General features: G+C 31.7%; 14 protein-coding genes. All 14 read right to left on the bottom strand.

Features of this window, described 5'->3' with window-relative positions:
* Positions 1-60: 60 nt before the first annotated feature.
* Positions 61-600 (bottom strand): citrate lyase holo-[acyl-carrier protein] synthase, encoded by a 540-nt coding sequence (citX, locus tag U8307_RS10115; RefSeq protein ID WP_326907525.1) that lies wholly within the window; start codon positions 598-600, stop codon positions 61-63.
* A 27-nt stretch (positions 601-627) separates the two neighbouring features.
* The gene (gene citG / locus U8307_RS10110) at positions 628-1,491 is read right to left on the bottom strand and encodes a triphosphoribosyl-dephospho-CoA synthase CitG (protein ID WP_326907524.1); all 864 of its coding nucleotides are present in this window, start codon (positions 1,489-1,491) and stop codon (positions 628-630) included.
* A gap of 64 nt (positions 1,492-1,555) precedes the next feature.
* Complete coding sequence (gene citF, locus U8307_RS10105) at positions 1,556-3,112, bottom strand: citrate lyase subunit alpha (protein WP_326907523.1); 1,557 nt, start codon at positions 3,110-3,112, stop codon at positions 1,556-1,558.
* Entirely contained in the window at positions 3,112-4,008 is an 897-nt protein-coding gene (locus U8307_RS10100; RefSeq protein WP_326907522.1) for an aldolase/citrate lyase family protein, read from the bottom strand. Before U8307_RS10100 ends, citF begins: the two co-directional genes overlap by 1 nt.
* 1 nt (position 4,009) lies before the next feature.
* Positions 4,010-4,303, bottom strand: a complete 294-nt coding sequence (gene citD, locus U8307_RS10095) for a citrate lyase acyl carrier protein (protein ID WP_326907520.1) — start codon at positions 4,301-4,303, stop codon at positions 4,010-4,012.
* Positions 4,304-4,366: 63 nt separating this feature from the next.
* Positions 4,367-5,398, bottom strand: a complete 1,032-nt coding sequence (citC, locus tag U8307_RS10090; protein WP_326907518.1) for a [citrate (pro-3S)-lyase] ligase — start codon at positions 5,396-5,398, stop codon at positions 4,367-4,369.
* Between the two features lie 60 nt (positions 5,399-5,458).
* Positions 5,459-7,927, bottom strand: coding sequence for an FAD-dependent oxidoreductase (locus U8307_RS10085; protein ID WP_326907515.1), 2,469 nt, complete (start codon positions 7,925-7,927; stop codon positions 5,459-5,461).
* Between the two features lie 25 nt (positions 7,928-7,952).
* On the bottom strand, positions 7,953-8,429 hold the full coding sequence (locus tag U8307_RS10080; protein ID WP_326907514.1) for a (2Fe-2S)-binding protein: 477 nt from the start codon (positions 8,427-8,429) through the stop codon (positions 7,953-7,955).
* A 4-nt stretch (positions 8,430-8,433) separates the two neighbouring features.
* On the bottom strand, positions 8,434-9,315 hold the full coding sequence (locus U8307_RS10075; protein ID WP_326907511.1) for an FAD binding domain-containing protein: 882 nt from the start codon (positions 9,313-9,315) through the stop codon (positions 8,434-8,436).
* A gap of 14 nt (positions 9,316-9,329) precedes the next feature.
* A complete protein-coding gene (locus U8307_RS10070) occupies positions 9,330-11,591 on the bottom strand; it encodes a xanthine dehydrogenase family protein molybdopterin-binding subunit (RefSeq protein WP_326907509.1) in 2,262 nt (753 codons plus the stop codon).
* A gap of 12 nt (positions 11,592-11,603) precedes the next feature.
* Positions 11,604-12,485 carry a UPF0280 family protein gene (locus tag U8307_RS10065; RefSeq protein ID WP_326907507.1) on the bottom strand — a complete coding sequence of 294 codons (882 nt, stop codon included), beginning with the start codon at positions 12,483-12,485 and terminating at the stop codon, positions 11,604-11,606.
* Between the two features lie 36 nt (positions 12,486-12,521).
* Complete coding sequence (locus U8307_RS10060; protein WP_326907506.1) at positions 12,522-13,538, bottom strand: TAXI family TRAP transporter solute-binding subunit; 1,017 nt, start codon at positions 13,536-13,538, stop codon at positions 12,522-12,524.
* A gap of 21 nt (positions 13,539-13,559) precedes the next feature.
* A complete protein-coding gene (locus tag U8307_RS10055; RefSeq protein WP_326907505.1) occupies positions 13,560-15,494 on the bottom strand; it encodes a TRAP transporter permease in 1,935 nt (644 codons plus the stop codon).
* A 12-nt stretch (positions 15,495-15,506) separates the two neighbouring features.
* Positions 15,507-17,036, bottom strand: a complete 1,530-nt coding sequence (locus U8307_RS10050) for a 4Fe-4S binding protein (RefSeq protein ID WP_326907504.1) — start codon at positions 17,034-17,036, stop codon at positions 15,507-15,509.
* Position 17,037 lies beyond the last annotated feature (1 nt).

Here is a 17,037-nt window from a genome sequence, read left to right as displayed (position 1 = left end):
TCGAACTTGTTCTTGAATCGTATACAAATTATTTTGCTTTTTGACAAAAAAAAACCGTCGTTAAACGGTATTATAATCATTATTCTCAATATTATACTCATATTCCCATAAACTTCTCTCAATAAAGGATACTATTTCTGTTTCTGGATGCCTTTTAGTTCTAGAACAAACAACTGCTAATTCATCACATAAGTAACATCTCCTTGGCATTCTACCAAAACTAACTCTACTTAATCCTTTATAGTTTTCATCGTATACATCAATGTCAACTATTCTCCCTAACGGATGATATTCTTCTATTTGCAGGCAATTTTCTTTCAATTGATTTGATTTTTCATTGACAACTAAAATGGATATTGGTCCTTCAAGTGTCACAAATGAATTTTCATATATTATTTTGTCTTTAATCATACCAGTTAGAATATTATATATTATTTCATTAATTTTTCTTGATGTAACATTGTCCTTATTTATTCCTGGAAAATTGACTCTAATACATACAATGGATTTATGATACTTATTACTCAATTTTTTCTGATATTCTACCCTCTTATCCCTATCTCTTAAAAAGTTCTCAACGAAATTATTACTAACTTCCATTATTATCACCTTTCATATGCATTTATTTTACAATTTACTAAAAAATAATTTTTTAACTTTACTTAAAAAAACAGTACAAGCTAATAAATCAGCACTTCCTCCAGGACTTATATTCCTATTTTCAAAATTATTAGAATATGCATTAATATTTTGCCTACCTCTTTCAGAGTACATGCCTCCAATTTCTATAATATATTTGCAAATTCCTTGAACTTCCTTTAATATATCAGCATTGTGTCTATATAATATAGTGCTGTCCTCTGTATATTGCATAATTGTAATTAATGTCTGAACTAACCTATCATTTTCACTTAAATCATAACAACCTTCATAAGTATGTAATGCTAAGTCAAAAATAATAGGGAATCCTGCTTCTGCTTCTCCTCTTATACCCGTATGTCCATATTTTAAAAAAGTTTTTTCCCCATTTGAAAGATTTTCATGCCTTATATTGTACAATTCTTTTTCTACTATACCAGTTGTCATATTTTTTATAGTATTTTTAATGTAAGTAAAATCTCTTTTATTATAAATGCATTTGGAAGCTGCAGCTACACATAAACCTAATGTAAAAATCATACCTTTATGTGTATTGACATTTTTTGTTTTTTTATACATTAACTTTTCTGCTTTTATACCAAGTAATCTAATTTCTCTAAATACATCCTTAGGTTTTTCACTATTATAAGATTTATTGGCGAATTCATACATAAATGGTGCTAAACAAGTTGTACTATTAATGAAAGTGAAAAAATCCATATCTGTATGAGATCCGCTAGATATAGGTGATACAAGACCAAACGAAGGGTAACATGCAACCTCGTAAAGCATAGATTCTACTGCAAATTCACTTAATTTAATACATACTTTTCCTTTTGTAATTTCAGTCATGATTTTACTCCGCAATCATTCTAATATTACAAGGCTAACTTATTATTAACCTTGTAATATTGTCCTATTTTTTTATTTGTCTTATTACATCAATAACTGTTCCATCTCTATATTCAACAACAGCAACAACTTTATCTGTACATTCGATAGGTTTTGGTGTTCCTGTAATTTCTTCTGCCATTTGCTGCAAATCTTCAATTGGTATAATTTTTATATTAGATTTACTTAAATTTTCTTTTAAAAACTCATAATTTTTATGCTTTGGATTAATCGAAACTCCTAACTCTGTTACAACTAATGCCACAGTTTCTCCTGGTGTACATAAAGTAAATACTTTTTTAACTATAGATGGTGTTCTTCCTCTAAATAGTGGAATTGTTACAATAGAAACCTGTGCACCAGCAGCAACATCAGGTCCACCACCAAGACCTCCCAACATTTCTCCACTAGATCCAGTAAGTATATTAACATTAAAGTCAGTATCTACCTCCAGTGCGGCTAATATTCCAATATCCACTTTATTAACCATATTTCCTTTGTTATGAACATTAGAGTATACATTATTATCACATTCGCAAATAGTATTACTTTGTCCTAAAGCTTTAGCTGATTCTGCATCAAAACATTGAACAGCTTCAACTACTTTAACTAAACCTTCCTCATGAAGTTTTACTACTGCAGCTGGAATACCACCAATAGCTGCCCCAGCTTTAATATTTTTTTCTATCATTTTCTCTCTTAAGAATTGAATACATGCTATAGATGTTGCTCCAACTCCTGTTAAAAATGTAAAACCATCATTAAAGTAACCACAATTTGCAATAACATTTGCAGTATTTTTAGCTATTAATAGATCTCTAGGATTCTTAGTAACCCTTGCTGCCCCTTTTCCAATTGATGCACTATCTCCTATTTCATCTACTACAACAACATAATCAACTTCATGTTGTGATATAGAAGCGGGTACACAGGGAAAATCAACTAATGTATCTGTAATAACTATAACCTTTTCAGCACTTTTAGCGTCTATCATTGCATAACCTAAAGAACCACAAGCATTAGGTCCTGAAAATCCATTTGCATTACCATAATCATCGCTTGCAGAAGCTGCTATAAAAGCAATATCTATAGAAAGTTCCCCTGATTCAATAGCTCTAGGACGACTACCATGTGTACGAAGTACTACTGGCTCATCCATAAAACCTTCGATAACAGCATCACCTAATTGACCTCTAATACCACTGGCTTCAATTCTTGAAATAGTTCCATCTTTAACGAAATCAACAATTGAAGGATTTTTAATGTTAATAACCGCACTAGGTGCAAATCTTAAATTCTTTATACCTAACTCTTTAATTATAGTTAATACTAATCCTATTACCTTATCACCTTCTCTAAAGTGATGATGGAAAGATATTGTCATACCATCCTTTAATCCACTAGAAATAATTGCATCTTTTATAGTTGATTTAATTTTACTTTCACCTGGTAAAATTTTAGATTGTCTTTTATTAACTTTTATAATAGAATCAGGTTCTTTTTCAAATGGACCCATATATGGAATTAATTTTCTATTTCCTATGTATTCAGGAATATCTCTTCCTACACTGTTTTTAGCCATTATATTTCACCTCCAGCAATTACCCCTGATGCTTCAGCAAGTGCTATTACTCTTTTTGCTCTATCCACTACAGGTGCATCTATCATCTTACCATCCAACGCAACTACTCCAAGATTTTTCTTATTTGCTTCTTCTAATGCTTTAAGAATCCTTACTGCATTTTGAATTTCTTTTTTATTTGGTGTAAATACATTATTTACAGGCTCAACCTGCCTTGGATGAATTAAATATTTACCATCAAAGCCTAATCTTTTTATTAACTTTGTATCTTCAATTAACCCTTCAGTGTTATTTATATCAGAAAATACTGTATCTATTGCCTGTACTCCTGCTGCTCTAGCTGCTATTAATATTGCATTTCTAGCATAAAACATTTCCATCCCTTCAACTGAACGTGTTGTTTTCATACTAGCAGTAAAGTCTTCTCCACCTATTGAAATGGCAACTATCCTTTTACTTGCCGTAGCTATTTCCCTTGCATTCAATACTCCTGTATGAGTTTCCATACCAGCTATTATTCTAGTGCTTCCAACTTCTATTCCTGCTTCTAACTCCACCTTAGAAATATATTCATCTGCTAATTTAACATCTTCTGGAGTCTCTATTTTAGGGAATCTTACTATATCAGGTTTAGCTCTAACTATTGCTTCAAGATCTTGCTCTGCAAATGGTGTATCCATTCCATTTACTCTTACTATTATCTCAATATTTTCTGGTCTTTTTTTCTTAAGTGTATTAAATATTAAAAACCTAGCAGCATCCTTTTCTGTTATAGGAACAGAATCTTCAAGATCATAAATTATACAATCCGAGCCATAAAATGGAGCTTGAGAAATACCACCTGGCTTACTACCACTAACATATAATAATGATCTTCTTAATTTTTCCTTATTCATGTTAATACCTTCCCCATTCAAATTCTGTAATTTCTGCTGATCTACACAAAGATGCTTGTACCCTTGATTTGATAACGCTATCTAAAGCACCTTGATCGTTAATTTCTACAATTGCATCTGTTACGCCAAAGCTTTTCAATACATTTTTAATGGTTTCCTGAATAGCATCGCCAAACTGCATTTTTACAATACTTTCAATTTCAATCTTTATGCCTTTATCTAGGTTAGGTTTAGTTACTACGTATAAGTCACCTGATTCTAGACTTCCGGCATAACCTAATGTTGTTAACTTCATATTGCACCTCCTCATAGTCATAAATTTAAAATTTAAGCTATGTTAATTTATATAAAAAAATTATTAATTTTTAATATTCTCAATTATTTTTTTTGCTTTTTTACTTTTTAAGAAATTATAAGTTGTTATTGGAACCAATTCCTTCAATTCCTCAGAAATACCATATTTTTTAATGCTATCTCTTACAGATGAAGCGCTTATTGCTTTCCCTTTGATTTCTTTTCTTTCTATTTCAACTACATCTATATTATGAATTGGTAGTATTTTTTTCATGAGATTATTATATTGATTTGTCACTGCACAATATGGTTCATGCCCTACAAATCTTTTAGTAATATTTAATGCTGGAGCAATATGCTTAGCAAAAATATTTAAATCTAACTCTGCATATACATTTGCCCTTTTATATTTATCCTTAATAAAATACGTTGGAAATGTTGTTGAAGAAATTATATAATTACCACTTCTATGCAGTATAATATTGTTAAACTTAGAAACTCCCTCTTTCACTAATTCATATCTAATTTCAAATGGAAATATAGATTTATCTTCTTCAACTAAAAATATATGTAATAAATCACAATTGTTTGATGCATATTCAATAATATACTCATGACCTAGTGTAAAAGGATTACAATTCATAACAATGGCACCAATATCTTTAGATATCTTTTCAGGATTTTCTAAAGAAGCTAAATAATCATTGATACCATTTTTAACATTTTCAAGTAATACAACATACTCAACACATTCAACAACATTAAATCCTAAATTTTGAAAAAATTTTATATTTTTTGGTTTTGTATAAACAAACAAATGATATACTTTTCTTTCATATTGCTTATTTATTAAATGTGTTGCAATAGTGTTCAATGCATTTAAACCTCTTAATTCTTCTTTAACTGCAAAACACTTCAAAACATTTTTACTAAATGCACCACATCCGACAATTTCATCTTTATCATCATAAAGTCCTACCGCATACTCAACATCTTCATCTAATTCTAAATCACAACTATTTAAAAAATTTTTTAATAATTGCTTCTCTGGCTGATAATTTAAAAAAATTTCTTTAAGTTTTAAGCTAGTATCCATTTATTCACTATCCTTAAATTAATAGCATCTCTGTGCAATGTATGCACAGAGAGCTAAATATTATAGTTTATTTATCTTTAATACATCACATCTTAAACATCTTGACGCTTCACATTTTACTTGGTCGTATGTTATTACCTTTTCACATTCGTCAAATTTGCTATTTAATTTATCTAATGGAATATATTCTTGTTCTGCTCTTTTTTGTGGCTCTTCATTTATTTCATGAGTCATTACTCTTTCATGAGACTTAATTCTTACGACTTGACCATCTCCACCTAAAAATTTGTCAATAGAGCCTGCAGCAAGCTTTCCATCATTTGTGCATTTTACAACTGATGCAGGTGCAGCAATACAATCTCCACCAGAAAATACATATGGTATACTTGTGAAACCACCAAAACTAGCTGTAATACCTCTAGGATTTACAATTTCTCTTAAGTCATCTTTAAATGCTTCACAGTCAACACTTTGTCCAATTGCAGATATTACAAAGTCAGCTTTTACAATTATATCATTGTCTTCATTATAAATTGGATTAAATCTACCTTCATTAATAACAGAAACACATTCCTTAAATGAAATTGAGTCAACCTTTCCATCACTTGCTGTAATTTCCTTAGGACCCCAGCTATTATTTATAAATACACCATCTTTTAAAGCAAAGTCTATTTCTTCTCCACTAGCTGGCATTGTTTTTCTATCCTCAAGACAATATAATTTTACTTTCTTAGCATTAAGTCTTATAGCAGTTCTAGCTGCGTCCATTGCAACATTCCCACCACCAACAATTACAACTTCTTTATTTTCAATTCCTATATTTTCGCCTTTACTTACTTTATTTAAAAACTCTACTCCTGACAATACATTTTGCGCTTCTTCTCCTGGTATGTTTAGTTTTCTACCACCTTGAGCACCTATGCCTAAGTAAATGGCTTTAAATCCTTGTTCTAATAATTGAGATTTTGTTATGTCTACACCAAATGTTTTATTAGTAATGAATTTAATACCCATTTTTCTAAATACTTCTAACTCTTTTTCTAATAAATCTTTAGGAAGTCTATATTCTGGTATTCCATATACTAGCATTCCACCTATTCTATCTGCTGCTTCATATACAGTCACGTCATATCCTTTTTTTCTCAAATAAAATGCACAAGATAAACCTGATGGTCCAGAACCTATAATTGCAACTTTTTTATTGTTTTCTTTTTCTATTTTAGGTACAGGGAAATCAATATTATCTTCCATTAATTTATCTGTAACATATCTTTTAATATTTTTAATTCCAACAGGATTGTCTATTTTAACTCTGTTACACATAGACTCACATAAATGATTACAAATTCTACCACAAGCTACTGCTAATGGATTTTCGCTTTGTATAACTTCATATGCTTCTTCACATTTGTTATGATATGCCAAATCTATATATACAGGAACTTTAACATTTGCTGGACATGCATTTTGACAAGTATATCTCATACAATGAACATATGCATCAGGGTCATGTCTTTCATATAAACATTCATTACAATATAAACAAGATTTTATTAAATCATATCTATTAGCTTTAACCTTATTAACCCACATTGGGTCTGCAATCAAAGGTCTAGCTAATGCAACTAAATCTGCTCTTCCTGTTTCTATAACTTCTTTTGCCACATCAGGATTACCTAATTTTCCTACTGTTACTACTGGAATACTAACATGCTCTTTAATATCCTCTGCTAAATAAACATTAGGTCCATCTGGATATTCAATAGTAGGTTTACCTCTTTGGTCACTGTATCCCTTTAGCCCACCGTCATCAAATCTTACACCAGCTGATACATCCATACAGTCTATACCATACTTTTCTAATTCTTTTGCAAAAATTCTAGTTTGTACTAAAGTATTTCCACCGACTATAAATTCTTCAGCGCTTATTCTCGCAAATAATGGATATTCTTCTCCTACTAATTCTCTAACTCTTTTTAGAATTTCTATATGCATAAACATTCTGCCATATATATCTCCACCAAACTCATCCGTTCTGGTATTTGTTCGTTTGGAAATAAAGTCAGCCATAGTATAGGTATGTGCATAATGAAGTTCTATTGTGTCAAAACCTGCTTCTTTTGCTCTTCTAGCACCTTCTACAAAATCATCTATTATTTTATAACATTCTTCATTTGTTAAATCAGAAGGAACTTTATTCTTTCCATGTATAGAATGTGCAATTTGCAAACCTATCTTACATCCTTCTTTATGCACAGCGTCTGCAAGCCTTTTTAAACCTTCAATATGAAAGTCTTCACTAATTTGAAGTCTATTGCCAGGATGTATATACTTTGAGCATACACTAGTATGCTCAGTCATAATTAAGCCAACTCCAGACCTAGCTCTGTCAACATAATGATTAATTGTATTTTGTGTTACCTCTCCCTTTGGTCCTGCTGAATTTGAAAACATAGGTGACATTATAACCCTATTAGGAAGCTCTAATATCTTAATTTTAATAGGTGAAAACAAATTAACTTCTTTCATTATTATGCCTACTTTCTGTATTGTTTTATTTTTTCATTTCTTTAATTTTTTCAACTGCTAGTTTTATAGCATCATAGAACTGTAAATACCCAGTGCATCTACATAAATGACCTGATAACTCATCTTTTATTGTTTCTTCATCAGGATCATCATATTTATCTAATATAGCCTTAGCTGATAAAACAACTCCTGGTGTACAGAAACCACATTGTATTGCTCCAGCCTCGATGAATGCTTCTTGTATTGGATGAAGTTCACCATTTTTACTTAGCCCTTCAATTGTTAAAACTTCCTTACCATTTACTTTAGCAGCAGGTATGATGCAAGAATTAACTGGTCTTGAGTCGAAAATAACAGTGCAGGCTCCACATTCGCCTTCTCCGCAGCCTTCCTTTGTGCCAGTCATTCCAAGTTTTTCTCTTAAAACCTTTAATAACGTTTCATTAGGATTCACCTTAACAGTTACATTTTCTCCATTTAAAATAAATTTTATCTCTTGCATGTTATCACCTACCTTCCTGTATTAAATCTTTTTTAATTGCTTCCAAAGCTTTGTAAACTAATTCTTTTACTAAAACTTTTCTATATTCTCCAGTTCCTCTCAACATACTATCTCTTGGTTTTGCCTCGTTAAATGCTTCTATTGAAGCTAACTCTATAATTTTTTCATCTGTAATATCTTTACCTATTAAATAAGATTCTGCGTTTTTAGCTCTAAAAGGAACTATTGAAACTGGTGCCGTTACAATCTTAGAGTTAGTTATAATATTATTATCAACTTCAATTTTTATAGCTACGTTTACTATAGGTAAAGCTAATGAATTTCTTGGTGCAATTCTTTCAAAACCAGTAGAATAATTATTTTTCGGTATTTCAATAAATATTTTAGTAATTATTTCCTTAGTTGAATCTATTGCACTTTTGCCTACTCCTAAATATAAATCCTCGACATTAACAATTCTTCTGCCTTCAATAGAAGCTACTTCACATTTTGCTTCTAGTGCTACAAAATTTACACTAGCATCAGCCGCTGGTTGTGCACTTACAATATTCCCAGCTAATGTAGCCATATTGCGTATTTGAGGCGAACCAACACTTCTGCATCCATCTGCTAAACTCTTAAATATTTTCTTTATATTTTTATTTAATGAAACATCAGTACATGTTACACCTGCGCCAATAACTAACTGGTCTTTTTCTATCTTAATCTCCTGTAATTCATCTATATTTGTTATATCAACTAGAGCCTCAGCTTGAACTTTATCTGACTTTAACCAAAGTACTAAGTCAGTTCCTCCAGCTACAATTTTAGCTTTGCCTTTATATTCTTTTAAATGTTGTATTGCTTCTTCTACAGTTTCAGGGTATAGATAGTTTTCAATTCTCACTTATTTCGCCTCCCTTATTTATCATTTAAAGCCCTGTATATTTTTTCTGGAGTTATAGGTAAATCTTTTATTCGAACTCCTATAGCATCTTCAATAGCATTTGCTATAGCTGGACCAGTAGGAATCAAAGTTGGTTCTCCAATACCTTTAGCTCCAAAAGGACCAATTGGATCGTTTGTTTCAACAATAATACTTTCAATTTCTGGCATATCTTTTGATGTCATTAAAGTATATTTATGTAATCCTGTACTTTGAGGTATACCATCTTTAAATTGCATATTCTCATATAAAGTCCATCCAATACCTTGAGCAACTCCACCATTTATTTGTCCTATTACACCACTAGGATTAATTACTTTTCCAACATCATGAGCTGCAACTACTTTTAATACTTTAACTTGTCCAGTATGTGTATCTACTTCTACTTCTACTGCATGTGCACCATAAGTATAAGCACTTGAATAGTCTCCATATCCAGTTGAATCTGCTCCTACCGTAGGTGGATCATAACTTATATATGAAGTGAACGGTATTGACTTATTAGTTCTTATCGCCTTATTACATAAACTCTTTAATGATATATTTACTCTGTCATCAGCTTTGTAATATACTAAACCATCTTTTATATCCAAAGCAGCTATTGGTTTTTTTAATTCTTCAGATGCAAGAGATATAATTTGTTTTTTAACCTTTTCAGCTGCTTGCATTACTGCTTTTCCACCTACTGTAGTTACCCTACTAGAATATGTCCCAAGTCCAAATGGACTTATATCAGTATCTAACGGCATAACTGTAATGTCATCTATATTAACACCTAATACTTCTGCAGTAATTTGTGCAAAGATAGTTCTAGATCCTTGTCCTAAATCAGCTTCACCAGAAAATACAAATACTTTTCCATCTTCATGAATTCTAATCATAGCAGATGAGCCATCATATTTTTCTCCACCTCTATTACCAGAAACATGTGTCATACATGCTGTTGCAATACCTCTTTTTATTCTTCCATTTTGCTCTTCTTTTGGTAATCTCGTTTTTAATATACTATCATTTGCTGCTTCAATACATTCTGACAATCCACAGCTTTTAATTTTCCAACCATGTATAGTCAAATCTCCTGTATGAACTGCATTTTTTAGTCTTACTTCAACAGGATTTAACCCTATTTTTCTTGAACATAAATCGATAAATGATTCTAAAGCAAAGTGAGCTTGGCTATTTCCATAAGCTCTAAATCCACTTGTAGGAATTAAATTTGTATAAACTAAATAAGAATCTGTTTTTGTAGATTTAAATCTATATAAACAATCAGTTCGTATAGACATATTTAACAATATTTTAGTTGCTGCCCATGAATAAGCTCCATTATCAGCTATAATACGAGCTTGTTTACAAACCATAGTTCCATCTTTCATCATACCTAATTTCAATTTGATTTTAGGTGCAACTCTTGGTCTTGTTGATAACATTTCTTCTTCTCTAGTTAAAACAACCTTTACTGGTCTTTGTGTTAACTTAGCTAATACTGCTACTATAGGATGAAAATTTCTAATCCATATTTTAGCTCCAAAACCTCCACCTATAAATGGTGCCTTAACAGTAATTTGAGATGGCTCAATTCCTAAAGCCTTTGCTATTTCATTCCTTCCTTGAAAAACAGATTGTAAACCGCTATAAATCGTCAATCTTCCATTATCTTCCCATTTAGCTATAGCTCCAAAAGGCTCCATATATAAACCTTGTACTCTATGGGTACTAAATTCTTCTTCAAATACGTAATCACAACTAGCGAAATCCTCGTCAATATTCCCTCTTGAAAAGTGATATTCTTTTGCTATGTTACTTTTGTTTTCTTCATGAACTAAAGGTGAATCCGGTTCCATTGCTTTTATAACATCATCTACTATAGGTAAAATTTCATAATCAACTTTAATTAAGTTAATTGCCTCTTCTGCAATTTCTTCAGTTGCTGCTGCAACTGCTGCAACTTCATCCCCTACATAACGAACCTTATCAATTGCTAACATCGTAACATCAGCTATCTCTAGCCCAAACTTATTGTTTGGACAGTCCTTTCCAGTTATAACAGCTTTGACTCCCTCTAACTTTTCAGCTAATGATGTGTCAATACTTAAAATTCTTGCATGAGGATGTGGCGAACGAAGAATTTTACAATATAGCATATCTGGCATTTTTAAATCATCTAAGTATTTTGCTTTACCAGTAACTTTTTCCTTTGAATCAATAAAACTTTGCTTATTTCCTATGTATTTCATACTTACCTCCTATTATAATTTTTTATCTATATTAAAATAAAGGGAATCTTTGGGATAATAATCAAATTCATTTTGCACAAAAATTATTGCACCTTTAATCATCTTCCTATCATAAAGCTCTTTGGCTTTATTTATTCCTAAATTAATTGATTTTTCAACTTCTTCTTTATTAAGCTTTCCAACTTTATTAACTACTGTAGTACCCTTTATGTCTGTGTCATAATCAATTTCTTCAGCCAGACAAGTTTCCACCGTATTGCTTTCTATATAAGTATTATTAGCTATTTCTGTAGCTGCTGCATCAGCTAATCTACAACTCTCTGCCATTACAGTTACTGCTGATGCAATACCTTTAGTTAAACTTCTTCCTCCAAAACCACTTGTAGCTATACCTTTAATATCGCTATTATTTTTAATAGATAACCTATGTGTTATCTTTCTACTTGTAATATCATTTATAACTCCAACATTAAAAACTCCATCTTTATCAGATTTACTAAATGCAATGTCTCCTCCGTTGTTTATTACAACTGAATCTACATCAAAATTTTTTAGTATTTCGCCCATTACTATATCAGAAAAGGTTCCTGCTACTGCAGCCATAGGTGTGAACTCATTATTATGTAAACATTTTACTGATTCTATCAATAATTTTAATACATCTGGATATTCGTTATATTTTTCCATATCTATGCCACTAATTCTTTGCTTTGCAATTTCTAAATATTCAACTAAATTATTTAAAGTTTCAATAGCTTTTTCTGCTCCAATTAATGAAGCTTTAATATTGCTATTCTTTTGATTTTTAGATGCAATTGACATGATAATAGGACCATAATCAACTAACACCCTTCCGTCGTCTAATATTCTGTACTTTTTTGATTGTTGTATCATATGGTCCTCCCTCATCTTTATCAAACTTAATATTTTTTATTTGTTTTCTTCATAATATTTTACAGCACCTGGATGTATTTCTATTCCATTAATATCTTGTAATTTTTCTATATCTAAACCTTTCAAAGAAGCATGAATTCCAGTAAAATAATCAAGATTTTCATCAATTGATTTAACTACTGCATATGCTTCATCATCAGAAAGTTCAGCATTTGTAAACAACACAACACTTGCAGCTACTGTAGGTACATCTTCTTCTAAAAATGAATATTGGTCTTTAGAAATTACTGCCTTATAAGTACCAATTTCAGCATTTACTTTCTCAATAGCTTCTTCAGACATTGCTAATAAGTTTAAATCCAAGTTGCTTGAAGCATCTAATATATGACTTGATGGTACTTGAATAACGTTGCTATATGCTTCGATTTTGCCATCTCTTATTAAATCTATTGAAGAACCCATTGACATAAAGTCTACTTTTCCACCCCAAGATTGTATATCTTCATAAGTTATGTCATAAGCTTCTAAGCACTTTTTACCTACTATTTCCATGAAAGAATCTTTTGTGTTAAAATTCACTTTTAAAGGATAATTGTTATCTTTAATATCATCAAATGAATTCATACCTGAATCTTTTAATATTAAAAAGTGTTCTGCAGCTTCTCCATATAAAACTGCTAAAGCTCTTAAATTACCATATTCCTCTGCAAAAGGCTCTTTTCCTTTAGCTGCTAGGTTTAAAAAACTTTCATGAGCTATTCCTAACTGTACCTTGTTGTTGCTTACTAAAGCAACATTTGAAGCCTCTTGACCAACTTCATAAGCAATCTCTGAGCCAGGATAACTTCTTCTCATGACTTCACTAACACCTTCACCTATAGCTGCCCAAGCTCCTCCAATAGATCCACCAACAATTGTTAATTTAAGTTTACCATCTTCACTTGATGTATCAGAACCAGTACTAGCCCCTCTTTCACCACATCCTACTAACATTGAACTTAATAAAAATACTACAGCCATTAAACCTGAGAATCTTCTTAAATTTTTTTTCATAATATTCTCCTTTAAATGTAATTAGTTTTTTTCAATTGCTATTTGTTCATTACTTTTTTTAATTTTCACTGTCTGCATTAAATAAATTGTTGCAAACACTGCTATACCTATAATACTCGTAAGAGTTTCGGGGTATATCATCGTTAATCCTGATGCAAATAACAACACTCTAGCAACGATGTTTAATTTAGCTTTTAAATATCCTTCTGAACTTGCGCTTAAAGAATACACCCCTAAAAATGCTGTTAAAATCATTATATAGGTACTAATATTTAAAAAGTCTGATGGTTCAGCCAATAATGATGTATCAAATACAAACATAAATGGTACTATAAAACATATAACACCAATTCGACACGCAGCCCATCCAATTTTGGTAGCATTAGCATCTGCAATCCCTGCTGCTGCATAACTAGCAACTGCAACTGGAGGTGTAATAGCTGAAAAAGTTGAATAATACACTACAAACATATGAGCAGCTAGTAATGGTACTCCTAATTCAATTAATGACGGAATAGCCAAAGATGCTGTCAGTGCATATGCAGCGGCAACCGGCATTCCCATTCCAAGTAAAGTACATAAAGCTGCTGTTATAAGAAGGGCTGCAAACAAACTTCCACCACCAACACTTAATACTAAACTAGCAATTTTACCTGTTAAACCTGTAATCATTAATCCACATATTACCATACCTGCTACTGCACAAGATAAAGATACTATTATTGAAGATAAAGCCCCTTCTTCTAAAGCCTTAATTATAGTTTCTAAGCTCATTCTTGTTTCTTTTCTTAATGAACTTGCTATAATTACACATACTATACCTGCTACTGCTGCAAGAGAAGGTGTGTAACCCATCATTATCATACCAACTAATACAATCAGCGGTAAAAAGAAGAGGAATCCTTCTTTTAATGTTTGTTTTAAATTTGGTACCTCGTCATCAGGGAGGCCCTTAAGACCTGTTTTCTTTGCTCTTAAGTGACATATAAGAAGCAATGAACCATAATATAACGCAGCTGGAATAGCCGCCGCAATTGCAATATTTTTGTATGGTACTCCTGCCATTTCTACCATTAGAAATGCAGCTGTTCCCATAATAGGAGGCATAATACCTCCACCAGTTGAGGATACTGCTGAAATCGCTCCAGCAAAAACTGAATCATATCCTTCTCTTTTCATCATTGGTATCGTAAAGGAACCTATAGTTGCAACATTAGCCGTTGGACTACCATTAATCATACCAAATAAACCTGAAGAAATTACTGATACTTTACCAGCTCCTCCTGCATATTTACCTGCTACTGCCATTGAGAATTTGTGAAAAAAGGCACCAGCTCCAGAGTGATTAAAAAATGAACCGAATAAGCAGAACAAGAATACAAATGTTGATGAAACAGCTATTGGTGAAGTAAAAATTCCATTTGTCGTAAAAACAAGTTGGTCTAATATATCTATTGGGGAAATAAATCTATGTCCAAAGGAACCCGGCAAAAAATCACCAAACAAAGCATATAATAAGAAGAAAATCCCTATAGATGGTAACACCATACCCATTGTTCTTCTTGTACCGTCAATTACTAAAACTGCTAAAATAATCCCAAAAATAATGTCAGCTGCACTCAATGGATCTACTTGTGGCCATCTAACTAAATATCTTTGAATTTGAGATACATAATAGATTCCAATTACTATTATTACTGCAGCTACAATATAATCTATTTTTAAAATTTTTGTTCTATCTTTATTTTGAGAAGGTGTAAAATACAAATAACATAATACTAAAATAAATGTTAAATGAATTGCATAATGCATCTGAGGTTGCATTGATGAAAAAACACTTTGCCATAGCTGATAAAGAGACATAATAACTGCTATTACTTTAATAATCTTTTTATCATTACCAACAAGTTGTCTTTTTTTTCCACCTTCCTTATAATCTGCAAACAACTCTTTCATAAAAACCTCCAACTATTTTTTCAACTTCGTATATTCGTATCTTCCTTCTTTCTTTACGTCATCTAATTTTCTAACTGCCTTTATATGACCCCCTATTTCATCATATTTTTCTTTTACAATTGTATATTCTATTGGGGCTAATACAGCTGGTGATGCTGTATAATTAAATGGTTCGTCTACCATTTTTTCAACATCTGATAAAAATGATATACCTCCACCTGGCATTAGGAATGTTTCTGCACCTGCAATACTTAAAACTGCATCTCCTTTGTGTACTGCCTGAGTAAGCTTAATAGGATTAACTGTAACTCCAGCTCTTGCACTTCCTCCTACACCTGCATAATACATGGCAGAAACCTTACTATCTTCACAATTTTCAGCAGCCATTTGTCTAAATTCTTCTAATTCTAATGGTATTTCAATCTCTACTGCTTTACCTTCTTCACTAACTTCAAATAATGCAATATTCCTCCAAGTTGTTTCTGCTACTAATATTTTCATACCTGGTTTTGCTATTGTCATATCAATATCTTTTATTGCTTCAGCTGGATTTTCTACATTAGTTCCACCCCAGCCTTTACCATGTTCAAAGAAATATCTACCAGGAGTGGCAAGTCTTCCAACGGGTGTTACTCCACTATATGGTAATTGTTCAGCTCCAGCAGGGTGTTTTGTAAATAATCCTGTTATATGATGGTCTAATATTATTGCTTCATCTATTAATTTACCTAGATGTTTTGCAAATAATCCACAACATGCACCACCACACCCTACTCTCATCTTTGTATCCTCAACACCGTCGATTATCGGTGGTTTTCCAACTTGTATTTCTATTGTTGAACCGCCATCGATTTTTAATTTTACTAGTTTTTTATTACCAATTTCAGTCATAGTTTTTACAACTGTCATACCATGAGGTCCTTTGACTCTATTAACTCCTCCAAGTATTAAAATTTGAGAGCCGTATTGCTCAGTACTTATTGTTCCTACTTCTTTGCCATCTCTTCTTACGACAGCGCTTTCATCACCAATATGAATATTGGTATCTATTTTTACCATCATTGAACTATATGATATTGGAGCCTCTGTAACAACAGTAACTACATCAAAATCATCAATATTTTCTTCAACAATATATGGTGCTGGGTGGTAATCAGGATAACTTGCTCCTGCTCCAACTGCTGTTATTAAAGGTCTACTTATTGCAATTTTTTCTTTATCTGGCTCTATGTTGTCAGGTATCTGCAAAGGTCTATTTCTAAACAATTTACCATTATCATTTGTGAATCGTTTACATGCGCCATCTTTTTTATTTGGAATGATACATCTAACTCCGCAGTTTGTACAAACTACGGAATTAGGGTTAGTATCTTCTATCTCTTCTAGTGCATTAAATTTACATACCTTAATACAGCTTTTGCAATTAACACAATCATCTTTGTTAACAACAGCTTTCTTATCAATAATCTCAATAGCCTCCATTGGGCAAACACGAGAACATTCTCTACAACCTACGCACTTATCAATACTAACAGAAATCATA

It is taken from the genome of Sedimentibacter sp. MB31-C6 (assembly GCF_035934735.1).
Taxonomy (GTDB): Bacteria; Bacillota; Clostridia; order Tissierellales; family Sedimentibacteraceae; genus Sedimentibacter.
This window is presented reverse-complemented; position numbering and strand designations above follow the sequence as displayed.

Excerpts from the sequence above, each read along its gene's own strand:
- citX (WP_326907525.1), bottom strand. The coding sequence starts at position 600 with ATGGAAGTTAGTAATAATTTCGTTGAGAACTTTTTAAGAGATAGGGAT.
- citG (WP_326907524.1), bottom strand. The coding sequence starts at position 1,491 with ATGACTGAAATTACAAAAGGAAAAGTATGTATTAAATTAAGTGAATTT.
- citF (WP_326907523.1), bottom strand. The coding sequence starts at position 3,112 with ATGGCTAAAAACAGTGTAGGAAGAGATATTCCTGAATACATAGGAAAT.
- U8307_RS10100 (WP_326907522.1), bottom strand. The coding sequence starts at position 4,008 with ATGAATAAGGAAAAATTAAGAAGATCATTATTATATGTTAGTGGTAGT.
- citD (WP_326907520.1), bottom strand. The coding sequence starts at position 4,303 with ATGAAGTTAACAACATTAGGTTATGCCGGAAGTCTAGAATCAGGTGAC.
- citC (WP_326907518.1), bottom strand. The coding sequence starts at position 5,398 with ATGGATACTAGCTTAAAACTTAAAGAAATTTTTTTAAATTATCAGCCA.
- U8307_RS10085 (WP_326907515.1), bottom strand. The coding sequence starts at position 7,927 with ATGAAAGAAGTTAATTTGTTTTCACCTATTAAAATTAAGATATTAGAG.
- U8307_RS10080 (WP_326907514.1), bottom strand. The coding sequence starts at position 8,429 with ATGCAAGAGATAAAATTTATTTTAAATGGAGAAAATGTAACTGTTAAG.
- U8307_RS10070 (WP_326907509.1), bottom strand. The coding sequence starts at position 11,591 with ATGAAATACATAGGAAATAAGCAAAGTTTTATTGATTCAAAGGAAAAA.
- U8307_RS10065 (WP_326907507.1), bottom strand. The coding sequence starts at position 12,485 with ATGATACAACAATCAAAAAAGTACAGAATATTAGACGACGGAAGGGTG.
- U8307_RS10060 (WP_326907506.1), bottom strand. The coding sequence starts at position 13,538 with ATGAAAAAAAATTTAAGAAGATTCTCAGGTTTAATGGCTGTAGTATTT.
- U8307_RS10055 (WP_326907505.1), bottom strand. The coding sequence starts at position 15,494 with ATGAAAGAGTTGTTTGCAGATTATAAGGAAGGTGGAAAAAAAAGACAA.
- U8307_RS10050 (WP_326907504.1), bottom strand. The coding sequence starts at position 17,036 with ATGATTTCTGTTAGTATTGATAAGTGCGTAGGTTGTAGAGAATGTTCT.